A 21,028-nucleotide genomic window follows, 5' to 3' on the forward strand; every position below is an offset into this window, starting at 1 on the left:
CGCCGGGCACGACGGCGCGGAGCCGGGCACGACGGCGCGGAGCCGGGCACGACGGCGCGGAGCCGGGCACGACGGCGCGGAGCCGGGCACGACGGCGCGGAGCCGGGCGGGCAGGGGCGAAGCGGGCAGTTCGGGGCAGGTGACACGGCCGGAGCGGCAGTCGAGACAGGGCAGGCGGGGACCACGTACCCTTTCGGCATGTCCTCCCCCGCAACGGGCGCGGCCACCCTTGCCCCGCGCCGGTCGAGCCGGTTCGTGGCCTGGGTACGCGCCTGGCGCGCCGGGCTGGTGCCGTACGACGAGGTCGCCGAATCCGTGGCCGGCGACGAGGAGCACCTGGTCGCGGACGCTCCCGGCACCTGGACCGACGTCCCGCTGCGGGACGCGCTGCCCAGCCTGGCGAAGCTCTCGCCCGACGAGATCCGGTTGGTGCTGCCCGCGCCCGGCGACCCGCGCGGCCTGCCCGGCCCCGGCGACTTCGCCGGCGCGGCGCTGCTCGCCGGCGAGGCGGTGGTCGCCGGCCCGCTGGGGCTGATCCCCGAGGTGCGCACCCACACGTCCGGTTCGGGGATGACCTGGGAGACCGTGCTCTGGCGGGTCTACCCGCTGCCCGCCGACGCGCCGAAGGCGTCGCTCGCGGCACCCGGCGCGGCGGAGGCCGAGGCCGAACTGGCCGCGGCGCTGGCCGAGACGACCGCCGCGCTGACCCGGCTCGACGTGGCCCAGTGGCGGCCCGAGCTGGCCGGGGCCCTGGCGGCGCTGCGCCGCCCCGACGGCGCCACCGACCTGCCGCCCGGCTTCGACCCGCGCGCCCGGCGGCTCTTCGCCCGGGCGGCCGTGCTGGACCGGGTACTCGCCCTGGCCGGACACAGCGCGCCGGGCGGGGCGATCAACAACTACGAGGCCCAGCAGCGCGACGCCGCGCTGCGCCCGCTCACCACCGCCTGCCGGCAGGCGCTGGTCGCCGCCTGCAACGCCCCGCTGCGCCCCTGAGGGCGTACCCGGGAAGGGGCGGCGCGGACGGCGGGCGCCCGCCGGCGGGTCAGACCTCGTCGACGAGGTCGGCCACCGAGTTGACGATCCGCGACGGCCGGTACGGGTAGCGCTCGGCCTCGACCCGGGTGCTGATCCCGGTGAGCACCAGGATGGTCTCCAGCCCGGCCTCCAGGCCGCAGAGGATGTCGGTGTCCATCCGGTCGCCGATCATCGCGGTGGTCTCCGAGTGCGCGTTGATGGTGTTGAGCGCCGAGCGCATCATCATCGGGTTCGGCTTGCCGACGAAGTACGGCTCGACCCCGGTCGCCTTGGAGATCATCGCGGCGACCGAGCCGGCGGCCGGCAGGGCGCCCTCCACCGACGGGCCGGTCACGTCCGGGTTGGTGCAGATGAACCGGGCCCCGTCGTTGATCAGCCGGACCGCCTTGGTGATCGCCTCGAAGCTGTAGGTGCGGGTCTCCCCCAGCACCACGTAGTCCGGCGCGAAGTCGGTCAGCACGTAGCCGACCGCGTGCAGCGCGGTGGTCAGCCCGGCCTCGCCGATCACGTACGCGGTGCCGCCCGGCCGCTGGTCGGTGAGGAACTGCCCGGTGGCCAGCGCCGACGACCAGATCGCCTCCTCCGGCACGTCCAGCCCCATCCGGACGAGCCGGGCCTGAAGGTCCCGCGGGGTGTAGATCGAGTTGTTGGTGAGCACCAGGAACGGCTTGCCGGAGGCACGCAGGCGCTTGACGAACTCCGGCGCTCCGGGTACGGGCTGGCCCTCGTGCACCAGCACGCCGTCCATGTCGGTGAGCCAGCTCTGCACCGGCTTACGGTCCTGCATCGTCTCGTCCCAGGGGGTGTCGGGGTCGGTGGGTCTCAGGGACGGCGGGCGGCCGGCACGCAGCACGGCGTGGGACAGGTGTCCCACATCGGCAGCTCGCCGAGGCGGCGGCGCAGCCGCTCCCCGTCGGGCGTGGTGCGCTCGGCCACCAGCTCGCGGACCATCGCCACGAAACGCGGGTCGGTGCCCGGGGTGGCCGCCCGGACGAAGTCCAGGCCGAGCTGCTTGGCCGTCTCCAACGCCTCGGTGTCGAGGTCCCAGACCACCTCCAGGTGGTCGGAGACGAAGCCGATCGGGCAGACCACCACGCTGGTGACGCCGGAGGCGGCGAGCGCGGTCAGGTGGTCGTTGATGTCCGGCTCCAGCCACGGCACCTGCGGCGGGCCGGACCGGCTCTGCCAGACCAGGTCGTACGGCAGGTCGGGCGCGGCGGCGGCGTGCACCAGCCGGGTGACCTCGGCCAGCTGCGCGGTGTAGCGCCCGCCGTGCGGTCCGGCGGTGGCCGCCGCCGAGGTGGGGATGGAGTGGGCGGTGAAGACCACCCGGCTGGTGTCCCGCCTGGCCGGGTCGAGCTGCGCCAGGGCGGCCCGCACCGCGTCGACGTGCGGCTCGACGAAACCGGGGTGGTCCCAGAACTGGCGCAGCTTCTCGATCACCGGGGCGTCCGCGCCGACGGCGGCCCGGGCCGCGGCGATGTCCTCCTGGTACTGCCGGCAGGAGGAGTAGCCGCCGTACGCGCTGGTGACGAACGCCAACGCCCGCTTGACGCCGTCGTCGCGCATCTGGGCCACGGTGTCGGCGAGCATCGGGTCCCAGTTGCGGTTGCCCCAGTAGACCGGCAGGTCGACGCCATGCGCCGCGAAGTCCTCGCGGATCGCGGCGAGCAGCTCCCGGCACTGCTGGTTGATCGGGGAGACCCCGCCGAAGTGCAGGTAGTGCTCGGCCACCTCGGCCAGCCGCTCGGGCGGCACGCCGCGCCCCCGGGTGACGTTCTGCAGGAACGGCAGCACGTCCTCCGGGCGCTCCGGGCCACCGAAGGAGACCAGCACCAATGCGTCGTACGCCATGGTCCCATTCTCCCCCGACGGCCGTGCCGGCCCGGCGACCACCCCGGGACCACCGGGTTTCGCCGGGGTCTCAGGCCCCGATCGCGTGGTAGCCGCCGTCGACGTGGACGATCTCGCCGGTGGTGGCCGGGAACCAGTCGGACAGCAGCGCCAGGCAGGCCCGGGCGGCCGGCTCCTGGTCGGTGAGGCTCCAGCCGAGCGGGGCACGCTCGGTCCAGGCCTCCTCGAACTGCTCGAAGCCGGGGATCGACTTGGCGGCGATGGTGCGCAGCGGACCGGCGGCGACCAGGTTGCTGCGGATGCCCTGCTTGCCCAGGTGCAGGGCGAGGTACCGGGAGGCGGACTCCAGCCCGGCCTTGGCCACGCCCATCCAGTCGTAGACCGGCCAGGCCTTGGTGGCGTCGAAGGTGAGGCCGACCACGGCGCCGCCGGCCGACATCAGCGGCAGCGCCGCCATGGCGAGGGACTTGTACGAGTACGTGGAGACCTGCAACGCGGTGGCCACGTCCTCCCAGGGGGCGTCGAGGAAGCCGCCGCCGAGGCAGCTCTGCGGTGCGAACCCGATCGAGTGCACCACCCCGTCCAGGCCGTCGACGTGCTCGCGTACCCGGTCGGCCAGGCCGGCCAGGTGCTCGGCGTTGGTCACGTCCAGCTCGATCACCGGGGCCGGCTCGGGCAGCCGCCTGGCGATCCGCTCGACCAGGGAGAGCCGGCCGTAGCCGGTGAGCACGACCTGCGCGCCGTTCTCCTGGGCGAGCTTCGCCACCGAGAAGGCGATCGAGGCGTCGGTGATGACACCGGTGACCAGCAGCCGCTTACCGGCGAGCAGTCCGGACATTCGGGGGTTCCTCCGTATGTTTCTCTGGTGAGGCGGTCGTCAGTGACCCATGCCCAGGCCGCCGTCGACCGGGATGACGGCGCCGGAGATGTAGCCGGCCGCGTCCGAGGCCAGCCAGGTGACCACGCCCGCGACCTCGTCCGGCTCGGCGAACCGGCCGGCCGGGATGGCCTTGCGGTACTCGGTGCGGCGCTCCTCGGGCAGCTTGGCGGTCATGTCGGTGTCGATGAAGCCGGGCGCCACCACGTTGGCGGTGATGTTGCGGCTGCCCAGCTCGCGGGTGATCGAGCGGGCCACGCCCACCAGGCCGGCCTTGCTGGCCGCGTAGTTCACCTGGCCGACGCCGCCGTAGAGGCCGACCACCGAGGAGATGAAGATCATCCGGCCCCACTTCGCCCGGAGCATCCTGGTCGAGGCCCGCTTGGCGCAGCGGAAGGTACCGGTGAGGTTGGTGTCCAGTACGCCGGTGAACTGCTCCTCGGACATCCGCATCAGCAGCGTGTCGTCGGTGATGCCGGCGTTGGCGACCAGCACCTCGACCGGGCCCAGCTCGGCCTCGACGGCGGTGAAGGCCGCGTCCACCGAGGCCGCGTCGGTCACGTCGCATTTCACGCCGAAGAGCCCGGCCGGGGCGTCGCCGCTGCGGTGGGTCACCGCCACCCGGTCGCCCTGCTTGGCGAACGCCTGCGCGATGGCCAGGCCGATCCCCCGGTTGCCGCCGGTCACCAGCACGGTGCGGGCCACGGATCCCCCTCAAGGAAGTCGTCTGCACGGACGCGTCGGAGCCTAGGCGTTACCGGCAGGTAAGCGCTAACGCGGGGCACGTCACCGTTGCTGATTCCGTAGTCGGGTATCAGCAATCCCAGCCTTTCGGCTGGAAGGTCCGTAACGGTGTCACCGGAGCGCGGGTTGCGCTTCGGTGTCCTGATGACGGTCTCGCGTTTCCTCCTGCCGTTGGTGGGGCAGGGTTACGCCACCTGCCCGCCCACCCGTGGCCTTGCGGCTGTGGGTGGTGGCGCGGGTCTTCTGGTCGGCTCCACGCGGGTTCGGCGCTTGCACGCCCGGGTCTCCGGCCACTCCGGTACCCGTTGTTACTGTCGTCGCGAGGGCGGCGAGGTTGCGGGCTGCGTTGGCGTCCCGGTCGATGACCAGGTCGCAGGTGTCGCAGGTGAAGACTCGGACGTGCAGCGGCAGCTTGGCTTTCACCGCGCGGCAGTTCGAACAGGTTTTGGAAGACGGGTACCAGCGGTCGGCGACCACGTGGGTGCCGCCGGTCCAGTCGGTCTTGTAGGCGCTCTGGCGGCGGATCTCCCCGAATCCGGCGTCGGCGACACGGCGGGCCAGGCGTCGGTTGCGGAGCATACCGGCCACGTTGAGGTCTTCGACCACGACGGTGCCATACTCGGCGGTGATGTTCGTGGTGAGTTTGTGTAGGGCATCAGCGCGCAGATTCGCCACCCGGTGATGGGTGCGGTTGCGCTCGGTGTTCGCGGCGTGCCACCGCCTGGACGGCTTCTGCCCGGTGCGCCGGTCCGGCCCGCGGCGGCGGGAAACCCGGCGGGAGAGCCGCTTGAGCTGCTTGAGCGCGCTGTCGTAGTGCGCCGGGTTCGGGATGAACCGCACCTTGCCCTGGCTGTCGGCGATCACCGCGAGGCATTTCACGCCCAGGTCCACACCCGCCGCCACGTCCGGGCGCGCCGGAGTGCGGTCGGTGGCGCGCTGGATCTCGACCTGGAAGGAGGCGAACCACCGGCCCCGCTCGAACCTGACCGTGGCGGACAGGATGCGGGCGGTGTTGTTCGCGATGCGGCGTTGCAGCTTGCGGGTGGACTCGTGAGTGCGGATGGTCCCGAGCCGTGGCAGGGTCACGCGGCGGCGGTCCGGCTCGACGCGGATGGTGCCGGTGGTGAACCGGCAAGCAAGCCGGGCCTTGTGCTTGGACTTCCGCCGGGGCATGCCCACGCGCTTGCCGTTGCGCTGCCCGCGCTTGGACTTGGCGTAGTTGTCGAACGCCGCCGCCGCGTTCGCCAGGCCCGTGCTGTACGCCTCCTTGGAGTTTTCCTCCCACCAGCCGGCGAAACGCGGATCGGTCTTCTTGACCTCGTTGAACACCTTCCGCAGCTCCGGCAGCGACCACGGCCGCCACGGCGTCAGTTCCTCTTCGGGGGTGCCGTACGACTCCTCCGCCTTCCGCTGCCACCACGACGCCATCACCCAGCAGGCGGCCCAGTTGTAGGCGGCGCGAGCCGCACCGCAGTGCGACCGTAGCCGCTGCCCCTGCGTGGCGTTCGGGTCCAGCGCGAAACGGAACGCCTGGACCACGAAACCGGGGCGCGGCTCGAACTTCTTCACGCCGACGGTTCCTCGGCGGTCGCGGCGGCCACAGCACGTGCGGCGCGGCTCTTCGCTGCCCGTCGCCCGTACAACCGGGCGCACATCGAGGTCAGTACGTCGGCCATGTCCTTCACCAGGTCGTCCGTGGATTCCTCCGGGTCGATGATCACCAGACGGCGCCCGGTCGCGGCGAGCGCGGCTTGCAGGTGCTCCACACCGAACCGTGCCAGCCGATCCTTGTGCTCGACCACGATCACGGACACGGCCGGGTCAGCGAGGATCCGGTGCAGATTGCGGCGCTTGCCATTCAGGCCGGAGCCAATCTCGGTCACGACCTCAGCCACGGCGAAGCCCTGGGCGTTCGCCCCCTCCACGACCCGCACGACCTGGCGGTCCAGGTCACTCTTCTGGTCGCTGGAGGAAACACGGCAGTAGGCGACCACCCGACCGGCCACGGCCGGCGCCTCCTCCACGATCCACGTACCAGACGGAGCCTGACGGACAGGGACGGGCATCTTGCCGTCCTTCACCCACCGCCAGGCAGTCTGATAGGCCACGCCCTGCTGACGCGCCCAGTCTGAGAGCTTCACAAGACCATCATACGACTACATTTGACGATAGCTACCCATAGAAACGGGAGCTGTTGCCAGCCCCTGGGGGGCACGTCACCCCTGGGTACGACATGGCTGGCCCCGTACGCCGCGCCGGTCATCCGTCGGGGCACGCCTGGGTCGGTCGGCCGAGTGCGTGCCGGCGGCCCGCCGGGTGTACGATGATCGCGTTTGCGGGCCACTCGGCCCGCGTTCCGGGCCCCGCCGACCGCAGGAGGTGATCGCTGTGCGAAATAGCGATCCTCCCAGTCGTGGCCGGGCCCTCCGTCAGCCCCGCTGAGCCACGACTCAGTCGGTCGAGCTGACCCAGCTCCCGCTCCCCGCACCGCCCGCCCCGGCCGCCGCCGGGGTGGCCGGCCTGCGCCGTCCCGCCCGGGACGGCCCACGGTGGAGCCGCCCGGTCACGACTTCGTGTGCGCGTCCCGCTCAACCCCTGCGGTCCGCCCCCGCCCGCGCGGACCGTCCAGCCGCCACCCGGAGCCGTCCATGAGCCGTTACCTCGCCCCGCTGGGCTTCACCCTCGCCGCCGTCTGGGTGGCCGTCGTCTTCGTGCTGGCCGGCGGCGGTCACTGACCACCACCGGCCGTACCGCCGTCCGTCCCCGCCTGGATCGACGCCCGGTCGCCCCGGACGCACCCGCCGCCCGGCGCGCCCGGGCTCAGAGCATCCGGGACGACCAGAGCAGGCTCAGCCCGCCGGCGCAGAGCGCGAGCAGCAGGGCCGCCCCCGCGTACCACTGGGTGATCTCGCGCGGCTCGGTGCGGAACCCGATCGAGCTGCCCATGTCCTGGTAGACCTGCTTGAGCTCGGAGACCGAGGCCGCCTCGTAGAAGTAGCCCTCGGTGGTCTCGGCCAGCTGCGCCAGCGCCAGCCGGTCCACCGGCACCCGCTGCGGCTGGCCGTTGATGTCGACCTGACCGGAGTCGGTGCCGAAGGCGATGGTGGAGACCGGCACGTTCGCCGCCTGCGCCGCCGCAGCGGCCTCCTCCACCGACCGGCCCGAGGTGCGGAACCCGTCGGAGAGCAGCACGATCCGGGCCGGCGGGATGCCGGCCGCGCCATCGGCCGGGACCGAGCGGATCGCCTCCAGGCAGGTGAAGACCGCCTCGCCGGTGGCGGTCGCCTCGGCCAGGGTCAACCCGTCGATCGCCGCCGTCACCGCGTCCCGGTCCTTGGTGGGGGCGACCAGCACGTTCGCCGACTTGGCGAACGAGACCAGCCCGAGGTTGTAGCTCTGCGGCAGCTCCCCGACGAACTGCTTCGCCGCCTCCTGCGCGGCCTCCAACCGGTTCGGCGCCACGTCGTCGGCCTGCATGGACAGCGACACGTCGATGGCGAGCATGACGGTGGCCCGCTCCAGGGGCTCCCGGGTGTCCACCGCCGGGCGGGCCATCCCCACCGCGAGGGCCACCAGGGCGAGCAGGAACGCGCTGGCCGCGGCGTGCCGCCGCCAGCCCAGGCCCTTGGGCGCCAGGGTACGCAGCAGGTCCACGTTGGTGAACCGCATCGCGTACGCCCGGCGGTGGCGCTGCCGCCAGACGTAGAAGGCGGCGAGGGCGAGCACCGGCAGCAGGGCCAGCAGCCACCACGGTTGCAGAAAACGGATCATCGCGTCGTCCCCCGGGTGCGGGCGTGCCGCTGGGCGGCCACGAATCGCACCATGTCCAGCAGCCAGTCTCGGTCGGTACGCAGGCGCAGGTGTCCGGCGCCGGCGGCGCGCAGCTCGGCGGCGATCGCCTCGCGCTGGGCGGCCGCCGCCTCGGCGTACCGCTGGCGCAGTCGGGGATCGGCGGTCTGCACCTCGTGCAGCTCCCCGGTCTCCGGGTCGACCACCGGCAGCACCCCCACGTCCGGCAGCTCCAACTCGCGCGGGTCGACCACCTCGATCGCCAGCACGTCGTGCCGGACCCGCAGCTTACGCAGCGGCCGGCCCCACTGCTGCGGCGGTGCGAGGAAGTCCGAGACCACCACCGCCAGGCCACGCCGGCGCGGCGGGCGGTTGAGCAGGTCGACCAGCGCGCCCAGGTCGCTGCGCCCGGGGCGGACCGGGGTGTGCGCGACGGCCCGCAGCAACGCCTGCGCCTCCCGGCGACCGGAGCGGGCCGGGACCCGGGTGAGCACGCCCGGCCCGGCGGGCGGCGGCGGCGCGCTCCGCCAGCGGCTGGCGGGCGCGACGGCCTCCGCGCCGGTGCCGATCACCGCGCCGATCCGGTTGCCGCCGCGCACGGTCAGGTGGGTCAGCGCGGCGGTCGCGGCGACCACCACGTCCCGCTTGAGCCAGCGCCCGGTGCCGAAGTCGAGGCTCGCCGAGAGGTCCACGGCCAGCCAGGTCTCCAGCTCCCGGTCGGCCACCGTCCGCCGCACGTGCGGCATGGTGGTCCGCGCGGTGACCGGCCAGTCCATCCGGCGTACGTCGTCACCGGGCCGGTACTCCCGCGACTCCCCCGCCTCGCTGCCCGGGCCGGGCAGCAGTCCGGCGTAGTCGCCCTGGAGCAGGCCGTCGAGTTTGCGGGTGACCAGCAGTTGCAACCGGGACAGCACCGCCTCGGTCCGCTCGCCAGCGGCATCGGCCGGGCGCACGGGTGGGGTCACGGCCGGTGCCCGGGCCAGCCGGCGCCGGGCGGGGCGCTGACCGGCGGCACCGGGGTCGCCTGCTGGCGGGGCGCCACCGACGGCAACGGGATCGTCGACATGACCCGGTGCACCACGTGGTCGGCGGGCACGTCGTCGGCGAGCGCGTCATAGCTGAGCACCAGCCGGTGCCGGAGGATGTCCGGCGCGATGTCCTGCACGTCCTGGGGCAGCGCGTAGTCGCGGCCGCGCAGCAGGGCCAGCGCCCGGGTGGCCCGGACCAGGCCGAGCGAGGCGCGCGGGCTGGCGCCGTACTGGATGAGCCGGGCGACGTCCAACATCCCGTGCTCGGCCGGGGTACGGGTGGCCAGTACCAGCCGGACCGCGTAGTCGACCAGCGCGTTGTGCACGAAGACCTGGTCGGCCTTGTGCTGGAGGGCGATCAGGTCGTCGGTGGTGAAGACCTTCGCCGGCTCCGGCGGGGCGACGCCCATCCGGTAGACGATCTCCCGCTCCTCGGCGTCGGTCGGGTACCCGACCACGATCTTCATCAGGAACCGGTCCCGCTGCGCCTCCGGCAGCGGGTAGACGCCCTCCTGCTCGATCGGGTTCTGGGTGGCCATCACCAGGAACGGGTTCGGCACCCGGTGCGTCTCGCCGCCGATGGAGACCTGCCGCTCGCTCATCACCTCCAGCAGCGCGGACTGCACCTTCGCCGGCGCCCGGTTGATCTCGTCGGCGAGCAGGAAGTTGACGAAGACCGGGCCCAGCTCCACGTCGAACTTCTCGCTGGACTGCCGGTAGATCCGGGTGCCCATGATGTCGGCGGGGACCAGGTCCGGGGTGAACTGCACCCGGGCGAAGTCGCCGCCGACCACCTTGGCCAGGGTCTCCACGGCGAGGGTCTTGGCCACCCCGGGTACGCCCTCCAGCAGGCAGTGGCCCCGGGCGAGGAGCGCGACGAACATCCGCTCCACCATCCGGTCCTGGCCGACGATGACCCGTTTGATCTCGAAAAGCGCCCGTTCCAGCAGGCTGGCGTCCTGCGCCGGCGTGCTCACCGGCGCGGGTGTCTCGGGGGCCGCCCCGTTCGGGGTCGGGGCGTCGGGCGTGGTCGGCTGGGCCACCGGTCCTCCACAGCATGATCGGTCGTCGTGGCGTGGTGCGTGTCAAGACTCGCATGCCCGACTGGGAGCCGACGGAGGGAGAAGCCGATTTCCGCTGCGCCGTCCCGTTCGCCGAATCGCTGAACGAGGGTGGACACACAGGGGTCTGCCGCGTGTACGATTCACCCCGTCGCCGGGCGGCTCCCCCCGTGGTCGCCCGGCGCTCAAGCTTTCGGCACCCCGGCCTAGACTGCCCGGGTGACCGACCCCACCCCCGCCGACGAGGCACCGATCTGCTCGGCCCGTGGGTGTCGCGCTCCCGCCGCCTGGGCGCTGCGCTGGAACAATCCCCGCCTGCACGACCCCGACCGGCGCAAGACCTGGCTGGCCTGCCCGCAGCACCGGGCGTCCCTCGGCGACTTCCTCGACGCGCGCGGCTTCCTGCGGGAGGTCGCACCGCTGCCGGGATCGCATACGCTCGAACGGTGAGCGCGCAGAGCGGACCCTCCCGGTGAACGGCGCCGAGCCACCCCGGCCTCCGGTCAGCGCCCTGGAACCCTGGCCGGACACCGTCCGGTGGCAGCCGATCTCCGGCGACCTGATCTGGGTGGAGCTGCTCCGGCTCGCGATGGGGCTGGCCGTGGTGGTGGTCGGGCTGGGCGTCGGCTGGGCGCTCAGCCGCCACTGGGCCTTCGGCGTCGCGCTCGGGGTGGTGCTGCTGCTCGGTGCCTGGCGGGCGGTGGCGATCGTCCGGGCCGTGCGAGCCTGGGGCTACGCCGAGCGCGAGGACGACCTGCTGGTCCGGCACGGGCTGCTGGTCCGCCGGCTCTCCATCGTCCCGTACTCGCGGATGCAGTTCGTCGACGTCAGCGCCGGGCCGCTGGAGCGGGCCTTCCGCCTGGCCACCGTGCAGCTGCACACCGCCGCCGCAGCCAGCGACGCCCGGGTGCCCGGCCTACGGCCGGAGGAGGCGTCCCGGCTGCGCGACCGGCTCACCGCGCTGGGCGTGGACCGCGCGGAGGGGTTGTGACCGACGGCCCGCGCGGGCCGGAGCCGGCCCGGTCCGACACCGGCCCCGCGCCGGCCCGGCCGGAGCCGTCCACCCCGGAGCCGCCCGGCCCAACCGGATACGCCCCGCCGCCCGGCCCAACCGGATACGCCCCGCCGCCCGGCCCGGCCGGGGAGGAGCCGCGGCAGCGACTGCACCCGCTGAGCCCGGTGCTGCACGGCGCGAAGTCCCTGGTCGTGGTGATCGCGGGCCTGTCCTGGTCCACCCTGTCCCGGGTGGGCTTCGGCCCGTTCGCCGCAATGGTGGTGGTGCTCGCGCTAGGCGCGACCGTGCTGGCGGTGGTCAGTTGGTACAACACCGGCTACCACCTGGTCGGGCGGGAGCTGCGGGTGCACGAGGGGCTGCTGTGGCGGCGTACCCGGGCCATCCCGCTGGAGCGGTTGCAGGCCGTGGAGGTGGTCCGGCCGCTGCTCGCCCAGCTCACCGGGTTGGCCGAGCTGCGCCTGGAGGTGGTGGGCGGCGGCAAGACCGAGGCGCCGCTGGCGTTCCTCGGCGTCGCCGACGCGGAGGCGCTGCGGCAGCGGCTGCTCGCCGTGGCGGGTCGGGCGCCCGGCCGTGAGGTCGCCCCGGCCGCCGACTGGGCCGGGCCGCCGCCGGAGCCGGCCGGCCGGGGACTGCACGCCGTGCGCAACATCGACCTGCTGGTCAGCCAACTGCTCACCCCGCAGGCGTTCCTGCTCCCGTTCGGCCTGGCCTTCGTGGCGGCGCAGTTCCTCTCCGAGGGCTCCTGGTCGTTCATCGCGGTGGCCAGCACGCTGACCGCGATGGCCGGCGTGATCCTGCAACCGGTCCGCCGGGTGCTCGACGACTGGGGCTTCCGGCTGGAACGGGAGGCCGACAGCCTGCGCGTGCGCAACGGGCTGCTGGAGACCCGGGTGCAGACCGTGCCGCTGAACCGGGTGCAGACGGTCGGGGTGACCTGGCCGCTGCTCTGGCGGATAAAGGGCTGGCTGCGGCTGCGGCTGGAGGTGGCCGGCTACTCCGGCGGCGAGCCGGACGACCGGAACCGGCCGGACCGGCTGCTGCCCGTCGGCGACCTGCGCACCGGCGAGGAGATCGTCGCCGAGGTGCTGCCCGGGGTGCGGCTGACCGCCCTGCCGCTGGCGCCCCCGCCGGCCCGGGCCCGCTGGCTGCGGCCGCTGAGCGTACGGGTGCTCGGTGCCGGGCTGGGCGAGCGGGTCTTCGCCGTACGCTCGGGTCTGCTCACCCGGCAGCTGGCGATCGTGCCGTACGCCCGGATCCAGAGCGTGCGGGTGGTGCAGGGGCCGGCGCAGCGGCGGCTGCGGCTGGCGACGGTGCACGCCGACACCGCGGGCGGCGCGGGCGCCGCCGCGCACGACCGCGACCTGGCGGAGGCGTGGGCGCTCGCCGCGGAGCTGACCGCCCGGGCGCACGCCGCGCGGCGCGCCCGCTGACGGTTCAGCGGGCGGCCGGCTGCTCCGCCGGCTGCTCCGCCGGCTGCTCCGCCGGCTCCTCCGCCGGCTCCTCCGCCGGCTCCTCCGCCGGTGCCCCGACCGGCGCGGCGGCGGCCGGGGCGGCCGGCACCGTTCGGCGGCGGGCCCGACGGGCCGCCCACCAGCGCTCGGCCAGCCCGACGACCAGGAAGGTCATCCCGACGTACGCCCAGCCGACCAGCACGTCGATGACGTAGTGCTCGCCGCTGTAGACCAGGGTGAAGGTCATCGCCAGCGGGTACGCCAGCAGCAGCGGCCACCACCGCTTCCGGGTGGCCCGGAGGAAGAACACCACGACGAACAGGGCGAACGCGGTGTGCAGCGAAGGCATCGCGGCGACCGGGTTGGAGGCGATCTGCCCGGCGTTGAGCAGGTTGCCGGCACCGTGCATGCCGAACGCCTTCCAGCCCCGGGTGGAGATCCGGGCGACCTCGGTGAGCAGGCCGTTCTGCGCCGCCCACCAGGGCGGGGCCGCCGGGTAGAGGAAGTAGGTGACCAGCCCCGCGGCGCAGAGGAACCCCCAGCGCCGCATGAACGCCGCCCACCGGCCGCGGTCGCGCAGCCAGAGCACCGCGGCGGCGGCCAGCGCCACCACGAAGTGGGAGAAGTAGACCCAGCTGGCCAGGACGTCCCACCACTGCACGTCGGGCCGGTAGAGGTGCTCCTGGAGCCAGACCGTGGGCACCTCGCCGCCGGTGGCCCAGCCGAACATCACCCGGTCGGCGACGATCAGCTCGTAGGCGTGCGGGGTCGCCCCGTTGTCGGCGAATCCCCGGGAGAGGTTGTACGCGGCCAGCAGCAGCACCACCGGCACCCAGTCCCGGGCGAAGCGCAGGTGGCTGCGCCACGGCCGGGACGAGTGCCAGGCGACGGTCGCCGCCCAGATCCAGATGAACGCGTACATCGGGTCGGTCGGCAGGCCGATGGCCAGCCAGGCGGCGACGAAGGCGACGCCCCAGACCGCCATCGCGATCACACGGCGACGCCCGCCGTCGGCGGACGCGGTCGGTCCGGTGCGGGCGGGGGGCTGGGGGTCAGTCACGACGGCCATCGCGGTCAAGGTTAACGGCGGCCGACGCGCGTGCCGACGCCGACCACCGGGGCGGCCCGTCCCCGACCGGCCCGGCCGCCGCCGACCGCTGGGCCGGCCGCCCCGCGGCGGGCGGTCCGGTTCGCCGTCGTCGTGGCCGGGCCCGCCGTCGAGCACCTACGCTGAGCGCATGCAGCAGCAGCCGGACATCCCCTTCCCGACCGGGCTGACCGCCCGGGTGGAGCTGACCGTCACCGACGCCGACACGGCGCAGGCGGTGGGCTCCGGCGACGTGCCGGTGCTCGGCACGCCCCGGTTGCTCGCCCTCGCCGAGGCTGCCACCGTCGCGGCCACCGCCACCCACCTGCCGGCCGGCTCGACGACCGTGGGCAGCCGGGTCGAACTGGAGCACCGCGCGGCGACACCGGTCGGGCGGACGGTGGTGGCGCGGGCCCGGCTGGCCGAGGTCGCCGGGCGGCGGCTGGTGTTCGAGGTGACGGTCACCGACGGCGGCGAAACGGTGGCCGAGGGCCGGGTGGAGCGGGCGCTGGTCGACCGGCAGCGCTTCGTGGCGCGTGCGGCGCGGGTCTCATGACCCTCCGGTTCGTGGAGATCGCCGACCGGGTCCACGTGCTGCGCGAGCCACTGCTCGACGTCAACGTCACCCTGGTCGTCGGCGACGGCGAGGCGTTGCTGGTGGACAGCCTCTCCACGGCCGGGCAGGCCGCCGAGCTGGCCGCGGCGGCCCGGGCGGTCACCGGCCACCCGTGGACGGTGGTCAACACCCACCACCACTACGACCACTGCTTCGGCAACGCCACGCTCGCCGCCGACCCGCCCCGCCCGGTGTACGCGCACGAACTGGCCGCCGCCGCGCTGCGCCAGCGGCCGGACGCGCTGCGCCGGGAGGCGTACGAGGAGTTGCGCGACGAACGGCCGGAGTTGGCCGCCGAGGTGGCCGGGACGACGCTGCTCGCCCCGACGCACACCGTGCACACCGAGACCGTGCTCGACATCGGGGGCCGCCGGGTGGTGCTGCGGCACCCGGGGCGCGGGCACACCGACGCCGACCTGGTGGTCCACGTGCCCGACGCCGACGTACTGGTCGCCGGGGATCTGGTGGAGCAGAGCGGCCCGCCCGCCTTCGAGGACTCGTACCCCCTGCAGTGGCCGGACGCGGTGGCCGAGCTGCTGCGGTTCACCACGCCCGCGACGGTGGTCGTGCCCGGGCACGGCGACCCGGTCGACGCCGGGTTCGTCCAGGCCCAGCACCGCCAGCTGGTCGAGCTGGCCTGGCTGATCCGCGCCGCAAACACCGGTGGCGCCCCGCCCGAGCGCGTCGCTGCCGACGCCCCGTTCGGCGCCCGCCCCGGCCTGATCGCCGCCCGCCGCGGCTACACCGAACTCAACGGGACCCCCTGACGCCCGCCGGTACGGCGTTCAGTCCGCTCTTCGACTCAACGCGCTGGCCCTGGTGGCGATGGGCCCCGCGGTGCCCACCCTGGCCCGCTCCCGCTGAGCCGGGCCCGGTCGGCGCGCCCCGCCGGACCGCCTCGACAGGGCGCTCCCGCAGCGCGGCGAGGTGCCCGCTCCGGCCGGGCTCAATCGACGAAGCGACGCAGCACCTCGGCGCGGGTGGGCATCGACACCGCCCCGCCGGGCGACTCGCAGACCAGGCCGGCGACCCGCAGCGCGAACGCCACCCGCCGGTGCCAGCCGGTCGGCTCGGCCGGCTGCCCGTCGACGAGCAGGTCGGCGACGAGCGCGGCCATCACGGAGTCGCCCGCGCCGGTCGCGTCGACGGCGCGCACCTTCGGCGCGGGCACGCGTACCGGGTCGGGGCCGGCGGCGACGATCGCGCCGCCCGCGCCGAGGGTGACCACGACGGTGCCCGCCCCCAGCTCCCGCAGGTACGCGGCGACACCCTCGGCCGGCTCACCCGGATAGAGCAGCTCGGCGTCGGCGCCGCTCAGTTTGACCAGGTGCGCCCCGGCGGCGAACTCCGCCACCACCTCCCGCAGCCGGTCCAGCGTCGACGGCCCGTCCAACAGCCGGGGCCGCACGTTGGGGTCGAACACCCGCAGGCCGGTGGCGAGCGACCAGGCGCGCCGTGCGGCGGCGAGCACCGGCGGGCAGAGCAGCACCACCGACCCGCAGTAGAGCACGTCGGCGCCCTCGACCAGGGCCACGTCCAGGTCGTCGGCGGTGAGCAGGCCGTACGAGGGCGGCTCGCCGTAGAAGCGGAAGTCGGGCTCGGGCCCGGCATGGGTGGTGACGGCGAGGCTGGTCGGCACCGGGACGGTGACCGCGCCGGCCAGCCCGACACCGGCGTCGTCGAGGAAGCCGCGGATCCGGCCGGCCAGCACGTCGTCGCCGAACGACCCGACGAACTGGGCGGCGCCGCCGAGCCGGGACACCCCGACGGCGACGTTGAGCGGGCCGCCGCCGATCTCCTGCCGGAAGACGGGCCGGCCCTCGCACTCGGCGTCGAGCAGGTCGACCAACGCCTCACCGAGCACCACCGCGTATCCCACATCGCCTCCCAGCGTCCGTCGCTTCGTACCAGGCTGGCACAGTGCCCGCCACCGCGGGCGCGAAGCCCCGTCTCCACGTATCGAGCAACGGCTATTGCGCCGGGTCGCCGGGGCGTGGTGGGATGACGCGTGCCGGGCCGGTGCGGGGGCTGCCGCACCAGCGGGCGGCACATCGTCTACTCCCGCTGGGTCCGCGCGGACAGCCAGGAGAACAGCACCCGGACGTGCGGCGGCTGGGTGGCCAACTGGACCTGGCCCAGCGGCCGGCCGCTGACGCCCGCCTGCTGACGGACCGCTGAAACGATCAAGAGGTTTGCGTCACCGGGGACGACTCCGGCGGACGCAAACCTCTTGATCAACGGCGGTGCCGCCCGCGCGGACCCGGCGGCGGGCGGGATGGTCAGCGGACCATGGAGCCGACCACGGGCTTGGTGAGCAGGGCGGACTGGTTGCGCTGGATGCCGGGATCGAGGGTCTTGGCCACGAAGATGGCGTGCCAGATGCAGAAGATCAGCACGGTCCACACCTTGCGGGAGTGGTCCGCCTCCTCCCGCTTGTGCTCCTCCAGCAGCCGCATCGCGTACGACAGGTCGATCAGGTCGCCGGCGCCGGAGGTGGCCAGCACGTGCCGGGCCCACTCGTACATCTCGCCGCGCAGCCAGACCCGGGTCGGGGTCGGGAAGCCCAGCTTCCTGCGGTTGACGATGGCCGGCGGCACCACGCCCTGCAGCGCCTGGCGCATGGCGTACTTGGTGGCGTCGGAGCGGGGCGGGAGCTTCAGGTCGACCGGGATGCCGGCGGCCACGTCGAAGACCGCGCGGTCGAGGAAGGGCACCCGCACCTCCAGCGAGTGGGCCATCGAGATCCGGTCCGCCTTGACCAGGATGTCGCCGCGCAGCCAGGTGTAGAGGTCGACGTACTGCATCCTGGTGACGTCGTCGAGCTCGGTGCACTCGGCGTAGATCGGCGCGGTCACGTCGGTGTAGCGGACCGAGGGGTCGTAGCGGCGCAGCAGGTGCTGCTTCTCCTCCTCGGTGAACATCCGGGCGTTGCCGTAGTAGCGCTGCTCGATCGGGGTGGTGCCGCGCTCCAGGAAGCTCTTGCCCTTGACCCCCTGCGGGATCGCCTTGGAGACCGCGCGCAGGCCCTTCTGCACCCCGCCCGGCAGGCCGTTGACCGCGCCGAGCGAGAGCGGCTCCCGGTAGATCGTGTACCCGCCGAAGAACTCGTCCGCGCCCTCGCCGGAGAGGACCACGGTGACGTGCTCGGCGGCCTTCTTGGCGACGAAGTAGAGCGGCACCAGCGCCGGGTCGGCCACCGGGTCGTCCAGGTGCCAGACGATCTTGGGCAGGGCGTCGATCATGTCCTGCGGCCCGATCTTGGTCGGGATGGTGGTCACGTCGAGGTACCGGGCCGACTCCTGGGCCACGTCGATCTCGGAGTAGCCGGGCACGTCGTACCCGACGGTGAAGGTGAGGATGTTCGGGTTGAACTCCCGGGCCAGGGCCACCACCGCGGTCGAGTCGATGCCGCTGGACAGGAACGAGCCGACCGGCACGTCCGAGCGCATGTGCATCCGGACGCTCTCCCGCAGCGTCTCCCGGATCTCCTGGAAGAGCCGCTGCTCGTCGGCGACCGGGGCGGGGCGGAACACCGGGCGGTACCACCGGCGCACGTCGATGCGGCCGCCCGGGCTCCAGGTCAGGTACTCCCCGGAGCCGATCCGCCGGATCCCCTTGTGCAGGGTGCCAGGCTCCGGGACGTACTGCAGGGTCAGGTAGTGGCTCAGGTTGGCGGCGTCGATGCCGGCGTCGCCCTCGTAGCTGGAGTGCGCGAAGGGCAGCAGCGCCTTCTTCTCCGAGGCGAGGTAGAGCCCGTCGGCGGTCTCCAGGTAGTGCAGCGGCTTGATGCCGAAGTAGTCCCGGGCGCCGAAGGCCCGCCGCTCCTGCCGGTCCCAGATGACGAAGGCGAACATGCCGCGCAGCCGGGTGAGCACCTGCTCACCCCAGTAGTGGTAGCCGGCGACGATCACCTCGCCGTCACCGGCGGTGGCGAACTGGGCGCCGAAGGTGCGCACCAGTTCGTCGCGCAGCTCGATGTAGTTGTAGATCTCACCGTTGAAGGTGAGCAGGTAGCGGCCGTCGGCGTACGGCAGCGGCTCGTGGCTGGAGGCCACGTCGATGATCGCCAGGCGCTTGTGCGCGAACACTCCGTCCGCGTACCGGCCGGAGGCGTCCCCGACCACCTCGACGCCGGTCTCGTCCGGGCCACGGTGGTGCAGGCATTCCAACGCCCCGGCGATGTTGTCGCGGTGAGCCGCGGCATCGCCGCGCGCACTGAAGAAGGCCAGGAGTCCGCACATGGTGGTCATCTTTCCACGCGCGGACAGCGGCCGTCGCGGCACCGCAGGCTCTCCCGCGGCGGACCCGGCGGGTACCGTCTGGACCAGCAACGAGGCGGAGGGAGCGGACCATGACCGAGGACCGGACGAACGGAAAGCCGGGGGACGGCACCGAATCGCACGACCCGGACTTCCCCCAGGCGTTCCTGGAGTTCATGCGCCAGGGCTGGCGGAACACCACCCTGCCGGTCGGCCCGCGCCCGGAGGTGCCCAACCACGCCAAGCGCCGGGCCGCGCTCTCGGCGGCCTTCCCTGGCGAGACGCTGGTCGTCCCGACCGGCACCGAGAAGGTACGCGCCAACGACACCGACCACCCGTTCCGCCCGGGCAGCGACTTCGCGTACCTGACCGGCGACCACGACCCGGACAGCGTGCTCGTGCTGCGCCCGAACGGCTCCGGGCACGACGCCACGCTGTACATGCGGCCCCGGTCGTCCCGCGAGACGGACGAGTTCTTCCGCAGCCGGAACGGGGAGCTGTGGGTGGGCCGGCGGCACACCCTGGCCGAGAAGTCGACCGAGCTGGGCCTGCCGACCGCGGACCTCACCGAACTGGACGCGGCCCTCGCTGGGCTGGCGCCGGGGCGTACCCGGGTGTTGCGCGGTTTCGACGCCCGGGTGGACGCGGCCGTGCGGCCCTGGGACGGCCCCCGCGCCGACGGCCAACCGGCCCGCGACCGTGAGCTGGCCATCGCGATCTCCGAGCTGAAGCTGGTCAAGGACGAGTGGGAGATCGCCCAGCTGCAGGATGCCGTGGACGCGACCGTGCGCGGTTTCGAGGACGTGGCCCGGGCGCTGCCGGCCGACCGCGGGGTCTCCGAGCGGCTGCTGGAGGGGATCTTCGCGCTGCGCGCCCGGCACGACGGCAACGACGTCGGGTACGGCTCGATCGTCGGCGCCGGCGAGCACGCCACGATCCTGCACTGGGTGCACAACCACGGCGCTACCCGCCCGGGTGAGCTGCTGCTGATGGACATGGGCGTGGAGAACCGCAACCTCTACACCGCCGACGTCACCCGGGTGCTGCCGGTCGACGGCCGGTTCACCCCGTTGCAGCGCCAGGTCTACGACGCCGTGTACGCCGCGCAGCAGGCCGGCATCGACATCATCAAGCCCGGCGTGGCGTTCAAGGACGTCCACCTGACCGCCATGCGGGTCCTCGCCGAGGCGCTCAAGGACCTCGGCCTGCTCCCGGTGAGCGTGGACGAGGCGATGGACCCGGCCTCGACGGTCTACCGCCGGTGGACGCTGCACGGCACCAGCCACATGCTCGGCATCGACGTGCACGACTGCGCCAACGCCCGCAAGGAGCACTACCGCGACGGCGCGCTCGGCGAGGGCTATGTGTTGACCGTCGAGCCCGGGCTGTACTTCCAGCCGGAGGACGAGCTGGTCCCCGAGGAGCTGCGCGGCACCGGCGTGCGGATCGAGGACGACATCCTGGTCACCGCGACCGGCGCGGTGAACCTCTCGGCCGGCCTGCCGCGCCGCTCCGACGAGGTGGAGACCTGGCTGGCCGAGCAGCGCGAGGCGGGTCCGCGCCTGCCCGGCTGACCCCGTACGACCCCCGGCGGGCCCCGCCCCCGGTGCCGCGACGTTTCCGTCGTCCGGACACCGGTGGCGGGGCCCGCCGCTGTTTGCCCTGCCCAGGGCCTTTCTTCACGCCCTGCGCCCCGGTGTACCCGCCCGACCGATGTGAGGCGAATGCGGGCTTTTTTCAGATACGTCCGCCTCGCGAGGATCCTTCTCATACGGTGTGGATAACAGGCTGCAACCTATTTGTAGCTGCTCGTGCCGCTCGGGTGGTACGAGCCCGTCTGGTAGCAGGAAAGGGCGGAAGGCTCTGATGTCCAACGACATAACGACTCCCGACGGCGGGGCCCCAACGGCCGCGCCGTCGACTAGGCGACGCAAGCTGTGGGTCGCCACCGGCGTGGCCGGCCTGACCGGCGTCGTCGGTCTGGCGGCACTGGGCGGGCTGGCTGCCCGTGACAACGAGTCCGACGACGCACAACGGGCCAGCGACTCGCAGGCGGCGCCGAAGCAGAACGTCAGCGATGCCGGACCGACCGAAGGCCGGGACGGCGAGAAGGGCGGCCGGGACGAGCGTGGCAAGGACCGGGACGAGCGTGGCAAGGACCGGGACGAGCGCGACAAGGACCGGGACGAGCACGGGCGTGTGCGGGAGGTGC

Annotated in this window: 21 protein-coding genes and 1 pseudogene; 9 read left to right on the forward strand and 13 right to left on the reverse strand. The window is 73.6% G+C overall.

What is annotated here, in order from left to right; translation table 11 throughout:
* Positions 1-198: 198 nt before the first annotated feature.
* Positions 199-993: a hypothetical protein gene (locus ABZ807_RS22945; RefSeq protein ID WP_357161457.1), complete on the forward strand. Its 795-nt coding sequence runs from the start codon at positions 199-201 to the stop codon at positions 991-993.
* Positions 994-1,042: 49 nt separating this feature from the next.
* On the opposite strand, the gene ABZ807_RS22950 is transcribed toward ABZ807_RS22945, so the two are convergent.
* The 6 genes from ABZ807_RS22950 to ABZ807_RS22975 all read right to left on the reverse strand — a co-directional run bounded on the left by ABZ807_RS22950 (position 1,043) and on the right by ABZ807_RS22975 (position 6,651).
* Complete coding sequence (locus ABZ807_RS22950; RefSeq protein ID WP_357161460.1) at positions 1,043-1,909, reverse strand: HAD-IIA family hydrolase; 867 nt, start codon at positions 1,907-1,909, stop codon at positions 1,043-1,045.
* Positions 1,858-2,889 carry a ferrochelatase gene (locus tag ABZ807_RS22955; protein WP_357161463.1) on the reverse strand — a complete coding sequence of 344 codons (1,032 nt, stop codon included), beginning with the start codon at positions 2,887-2,889 and terminating at the stop codon, positions 1,858-1,860. The genes ABZ807_RS22950 and ABZ807_RS22955 overlap by 52 nt, the downstream gene beginning before the upstream one ends.
* Before the next feature lie 70 nt (positions 2,890-2,959).
* The gene (fabI, locus tag ABZ807_RS22960) at positions 2,960-3,727 is read right to left on the reverse strand and encodes an enoyl-ACP reductase FabI (RefSeq protein WP_357161466.1); all 768 of its coding nucleotides are present in this window, start codon (positions 3,725-3,727) and stop codon (positions 2,960-2,962) included.
* Positions 3,728-3,766: 39 nt separating this feature from the next.
* Positions 3,767-4,471, reverse strand: a complete 705-nt coding sequence (locus tag ABZ807_RS22965) for a beta-ketoacyl-ACP reductase (RefSeq protein ID WP_357115153.1) — start codon at positions 4,469-4,471, stop codon at positions 3,767-3,769.
* Positions 4,472-4,621: 150 nt separating this feature from the next.
* Positions 4,622-6,079: an IS607 family element RNA-guided endonuclease TnpB gene (gene tnpB / locus ABZ807_RS22970; RefSeq protein ID WP_357161469.1), complete on the reverse strand. Its 1,458-nt coding sequence runs from the start codon at positions 6,077-6,079 to the stop codon at positions 4,622-4,624.
* A complete protein-coding gene (locus ABZ807_RS22975) occupies positions 6,076-6,651 on the reverse strand; it encodes an IS607 family transposase (protein WP_357161472.1) in 576 nt (191 codons plus the stop codon). The genes tnpB and ABZ807_RS22975 overlap by 4 nt, the downstream gene beginning before the upstream one ends.
* Before the next feature lie 408 nt (positions 6,652-7,059).
* Between ABZ807_RS22975 and ABZ807_RS22980 the strand changes: the two genes are divergently transcribed.
* A complete protein-coding gene (locus ABZ807_RS22980; protein ID WP_357161475.1) occupies positions 7,060-7,245 on the forward strand; it encodes a hypothetical protein in 186 nt (61 codons plus the stop codon).
* A gap of 85 nt (positions 7,246-7,330) precedes the next feature.
* On the opposite strand, the gene ABZ807_RS22985 is transcribed toward ABZ807_RS22980, so the two are convergent.
* The 3 genes from ABZ807_RS22985 to ABZ807_RS22995 are packed head-to-tail and all read right to left on the reverse strand — an operon-like array spanning position 7,331 to position 10,370.
* Entirely contained in the window at positions 7,331-8,281 is a 951-nt protein-coding gene (locus tag ABZ807_RS22985; RefSeq protein WP_357161479.1) for a VWA domain-containing protein, read from the reverse strand.
* The gene (locus ABZ807_RS22990; protein ID WP_357161521.1) at positions 8,278-9,282 is read right to left on the reverse strand and encodes a DUF58 domain-containing protein; all 1,005 of its coding nucleotides are present in this window, start codon (positions 9,280-9,282) and stop codon (positions 8,278-8,280) included. The genes ABZ807_RS22985 and ABZ807_RS22990 overlap by 4 nt, the downstream gene beginning before the upstream one ends.
* A complete protein-coding gene (locus ABZ807_RS22995; protein WP_357161482.1) occupies positions 9,261-10,370 on the reverse strand; it encodes a MoxR family ATPase in 1,110 nt (369 codons plus the stop codon). The genes ABZ807_RS22990 and ABZ807_RS22995 overlap by 22 nt, the downstream gene beginning before the upstream one ends.
* Before the next feature lie 237 nt (positions 10,371-10,607).
* On the opposite strand from ABZ807_RS22995, the gene ABZ807_RS23000 reads away from it, so the two are divergent.
* The 3 genes from ABZ807_RS23000 to ABZ807_RS23010 all read left to right on the forward strand — a co-directional run bounded on the left by ABZ807_RS23000 (position 10,608) and on the right by ABZ807_RS23010 (position 12,833).
* Positions 10,608-10,838, forward strand: a complete 231-nt coding sequence (locus ABZ807_RS23000; RefSeq protein ID WP_357161485.1) for a hypothetical protein — start codon at positions 10,608-10,610, stop codon at positions 10,836-10,838.
* Positions 10,839-10,860: 22 nt separating this feature from the next.
* Positions 10,861-11,379: a PH domain-containing protein gene (locus ABZ807_RS23005; protein ID WP_357161488.1), complete on the forward strand. Its 519-nt coding sequence runs from the start codon at positions 10,861-10,863 to the stop codon at positions 11,377-11,379.
* Positions 11,380-11,549: 170 nt separating this feature from the next.
* Positions 11,550-12,833: a PH domain-containing protein gene (locus tag ABZ807_RS23010; RefSeq protein WP_357161524.1), complete on the forward strand. Its 1,284-nt coding sequence runs from the start codon at positions 11,550-11,552 to the stop codon at positions 12,831-12,833.
* Between the two features lie 4 nt (positions 12,834-12,837).
* Here the strand turns inward: ABZ807_RS23010 and ABZ807_RS23015 are convergent, their stop codons facing one another.
* The gene (locus tag ABZ807_RS23015; RefSeq protein ID WP_357161491.1) at positions 12,838-13,923 is read right to left on the reverse strand and encodes a phosphatase PAP2 family protein; all 1,086 of its coding nucleotides are present in this window, start codon (positions 13,921-13,923) and stop codon (positions 12,838-12,840) included.
* Positions 13,924-14,092: 169 nt separating this feature from the next.
* On the opposite strand from ABZ807_RS23015, the gene ABZ807_RS23020 reads away from it, so the two are divergent.
* Together ABZ807_RS23020 and ABZ807_RS23025 are read left to right on the forward strand one after the other, a co-directional pair.
* On the forward strand, positions 14,093-14,497 hold the full coding sequence (locus ABZ807_RS23020) for a hotdog domain-containing protein (protein WP_357161494.1): 405 nt from the start codon (positions 14,093-14,095) through the stop codon (positions 14,495-14,497).
* Positions 14,494-15,324 (forward strand): MBL fold metallo-hydrolase, encoded by an 831-nt coding sequence (locus tag ABZ807_RS23025; protein ID WP_357161497.1) that lies wholly within the window; start codon positions 14,494-14,496, stop codon positions 15,322-15,324. The genes ABZ807_RS23020 and ABZ807_RS23025 overlap by 4 nt, the downstream gene beginning before the upstream one ends.
* 179 nt (positions 15,325-15,503) lie before the next feature.
* Here the strand turns inward: ABZ807_RS23025 and ABZ807_RS23030 are convergent, their stop codons facing one another.
* The 3 genes from ABZ807_RS23030 to asnB form a co-directional block, all read right to left on the reverse strand.
* Entirely contained in the window at positions 15,504-16,436 is a 933-nt protein-coding gene (locus ABZ807_RS23030) for a PfkB family carbohydrate kinase (protein WP_357161500.1), read from the reverse strand.
* A gap of 176 nt (positions 16,437-16,612) precedes the next feature.
* Complete coding sequence (locus ABZ807_RS23035) at positions 16,613-16,744, reverse strand: hypothetical protein (RefSeq protein ID WP_357161503.1); 132 nt, start codon at positions 16,742-16,744, stop codon at positions 16,613-16,615.
* A gap of 92 nt (positions 16,745-16,836) precedes the next feature.
* On the reverse strand, positions 16,837-18,798 hold the full coding sequence (gene asnB / locus ABZ807_RS23040) for an asparagine synthase (glutamine-hydrolyzing) (RefSeq protein WP_357161506.1): 1,962 nt from the start codon (positions 18,796-18,798) through the stop codon (positions 16,837-16,839).
* Positions 18,799-18,908: 110 nt separating this feature from the next.
* Here asnB and ABZ807_RS23045 point away from each other — a divergent pair, with 110 nt between their 5' ends.
* Both ABZ807_RS23045 and ABZ807_RS23050 read left to right on the forward strand, forming a co-directional pair.
* Positions 18,909-20,390, forward strand: a complete 1,482-nt coding sequence (locus ABZ807_RS23045) for an aminopeptidase P family protein (protein ID WP_357161509.1) — start codon at positions 18,909-18,911, stop codon at positions 20,388-20,390.
* A 292-nt stretch (positions 20,391-20,682) separates the two neighbouring features.
* A pseudogene (locus ABZ807_RS23050) lies at positions 20,683-21,028 on the forward strand (hypothetical protein); the annotation flags it as partial.

This window comes from Micromonospora sp. NPDC047548 (assembly GCF_040642975.1).
In the GTDB taxonomy this organism is placed as follows: Bacteria; Actinomycetota; Actinomycetes; order Mycobacteriales; family Micromonosporaceae; genus Micromonospora.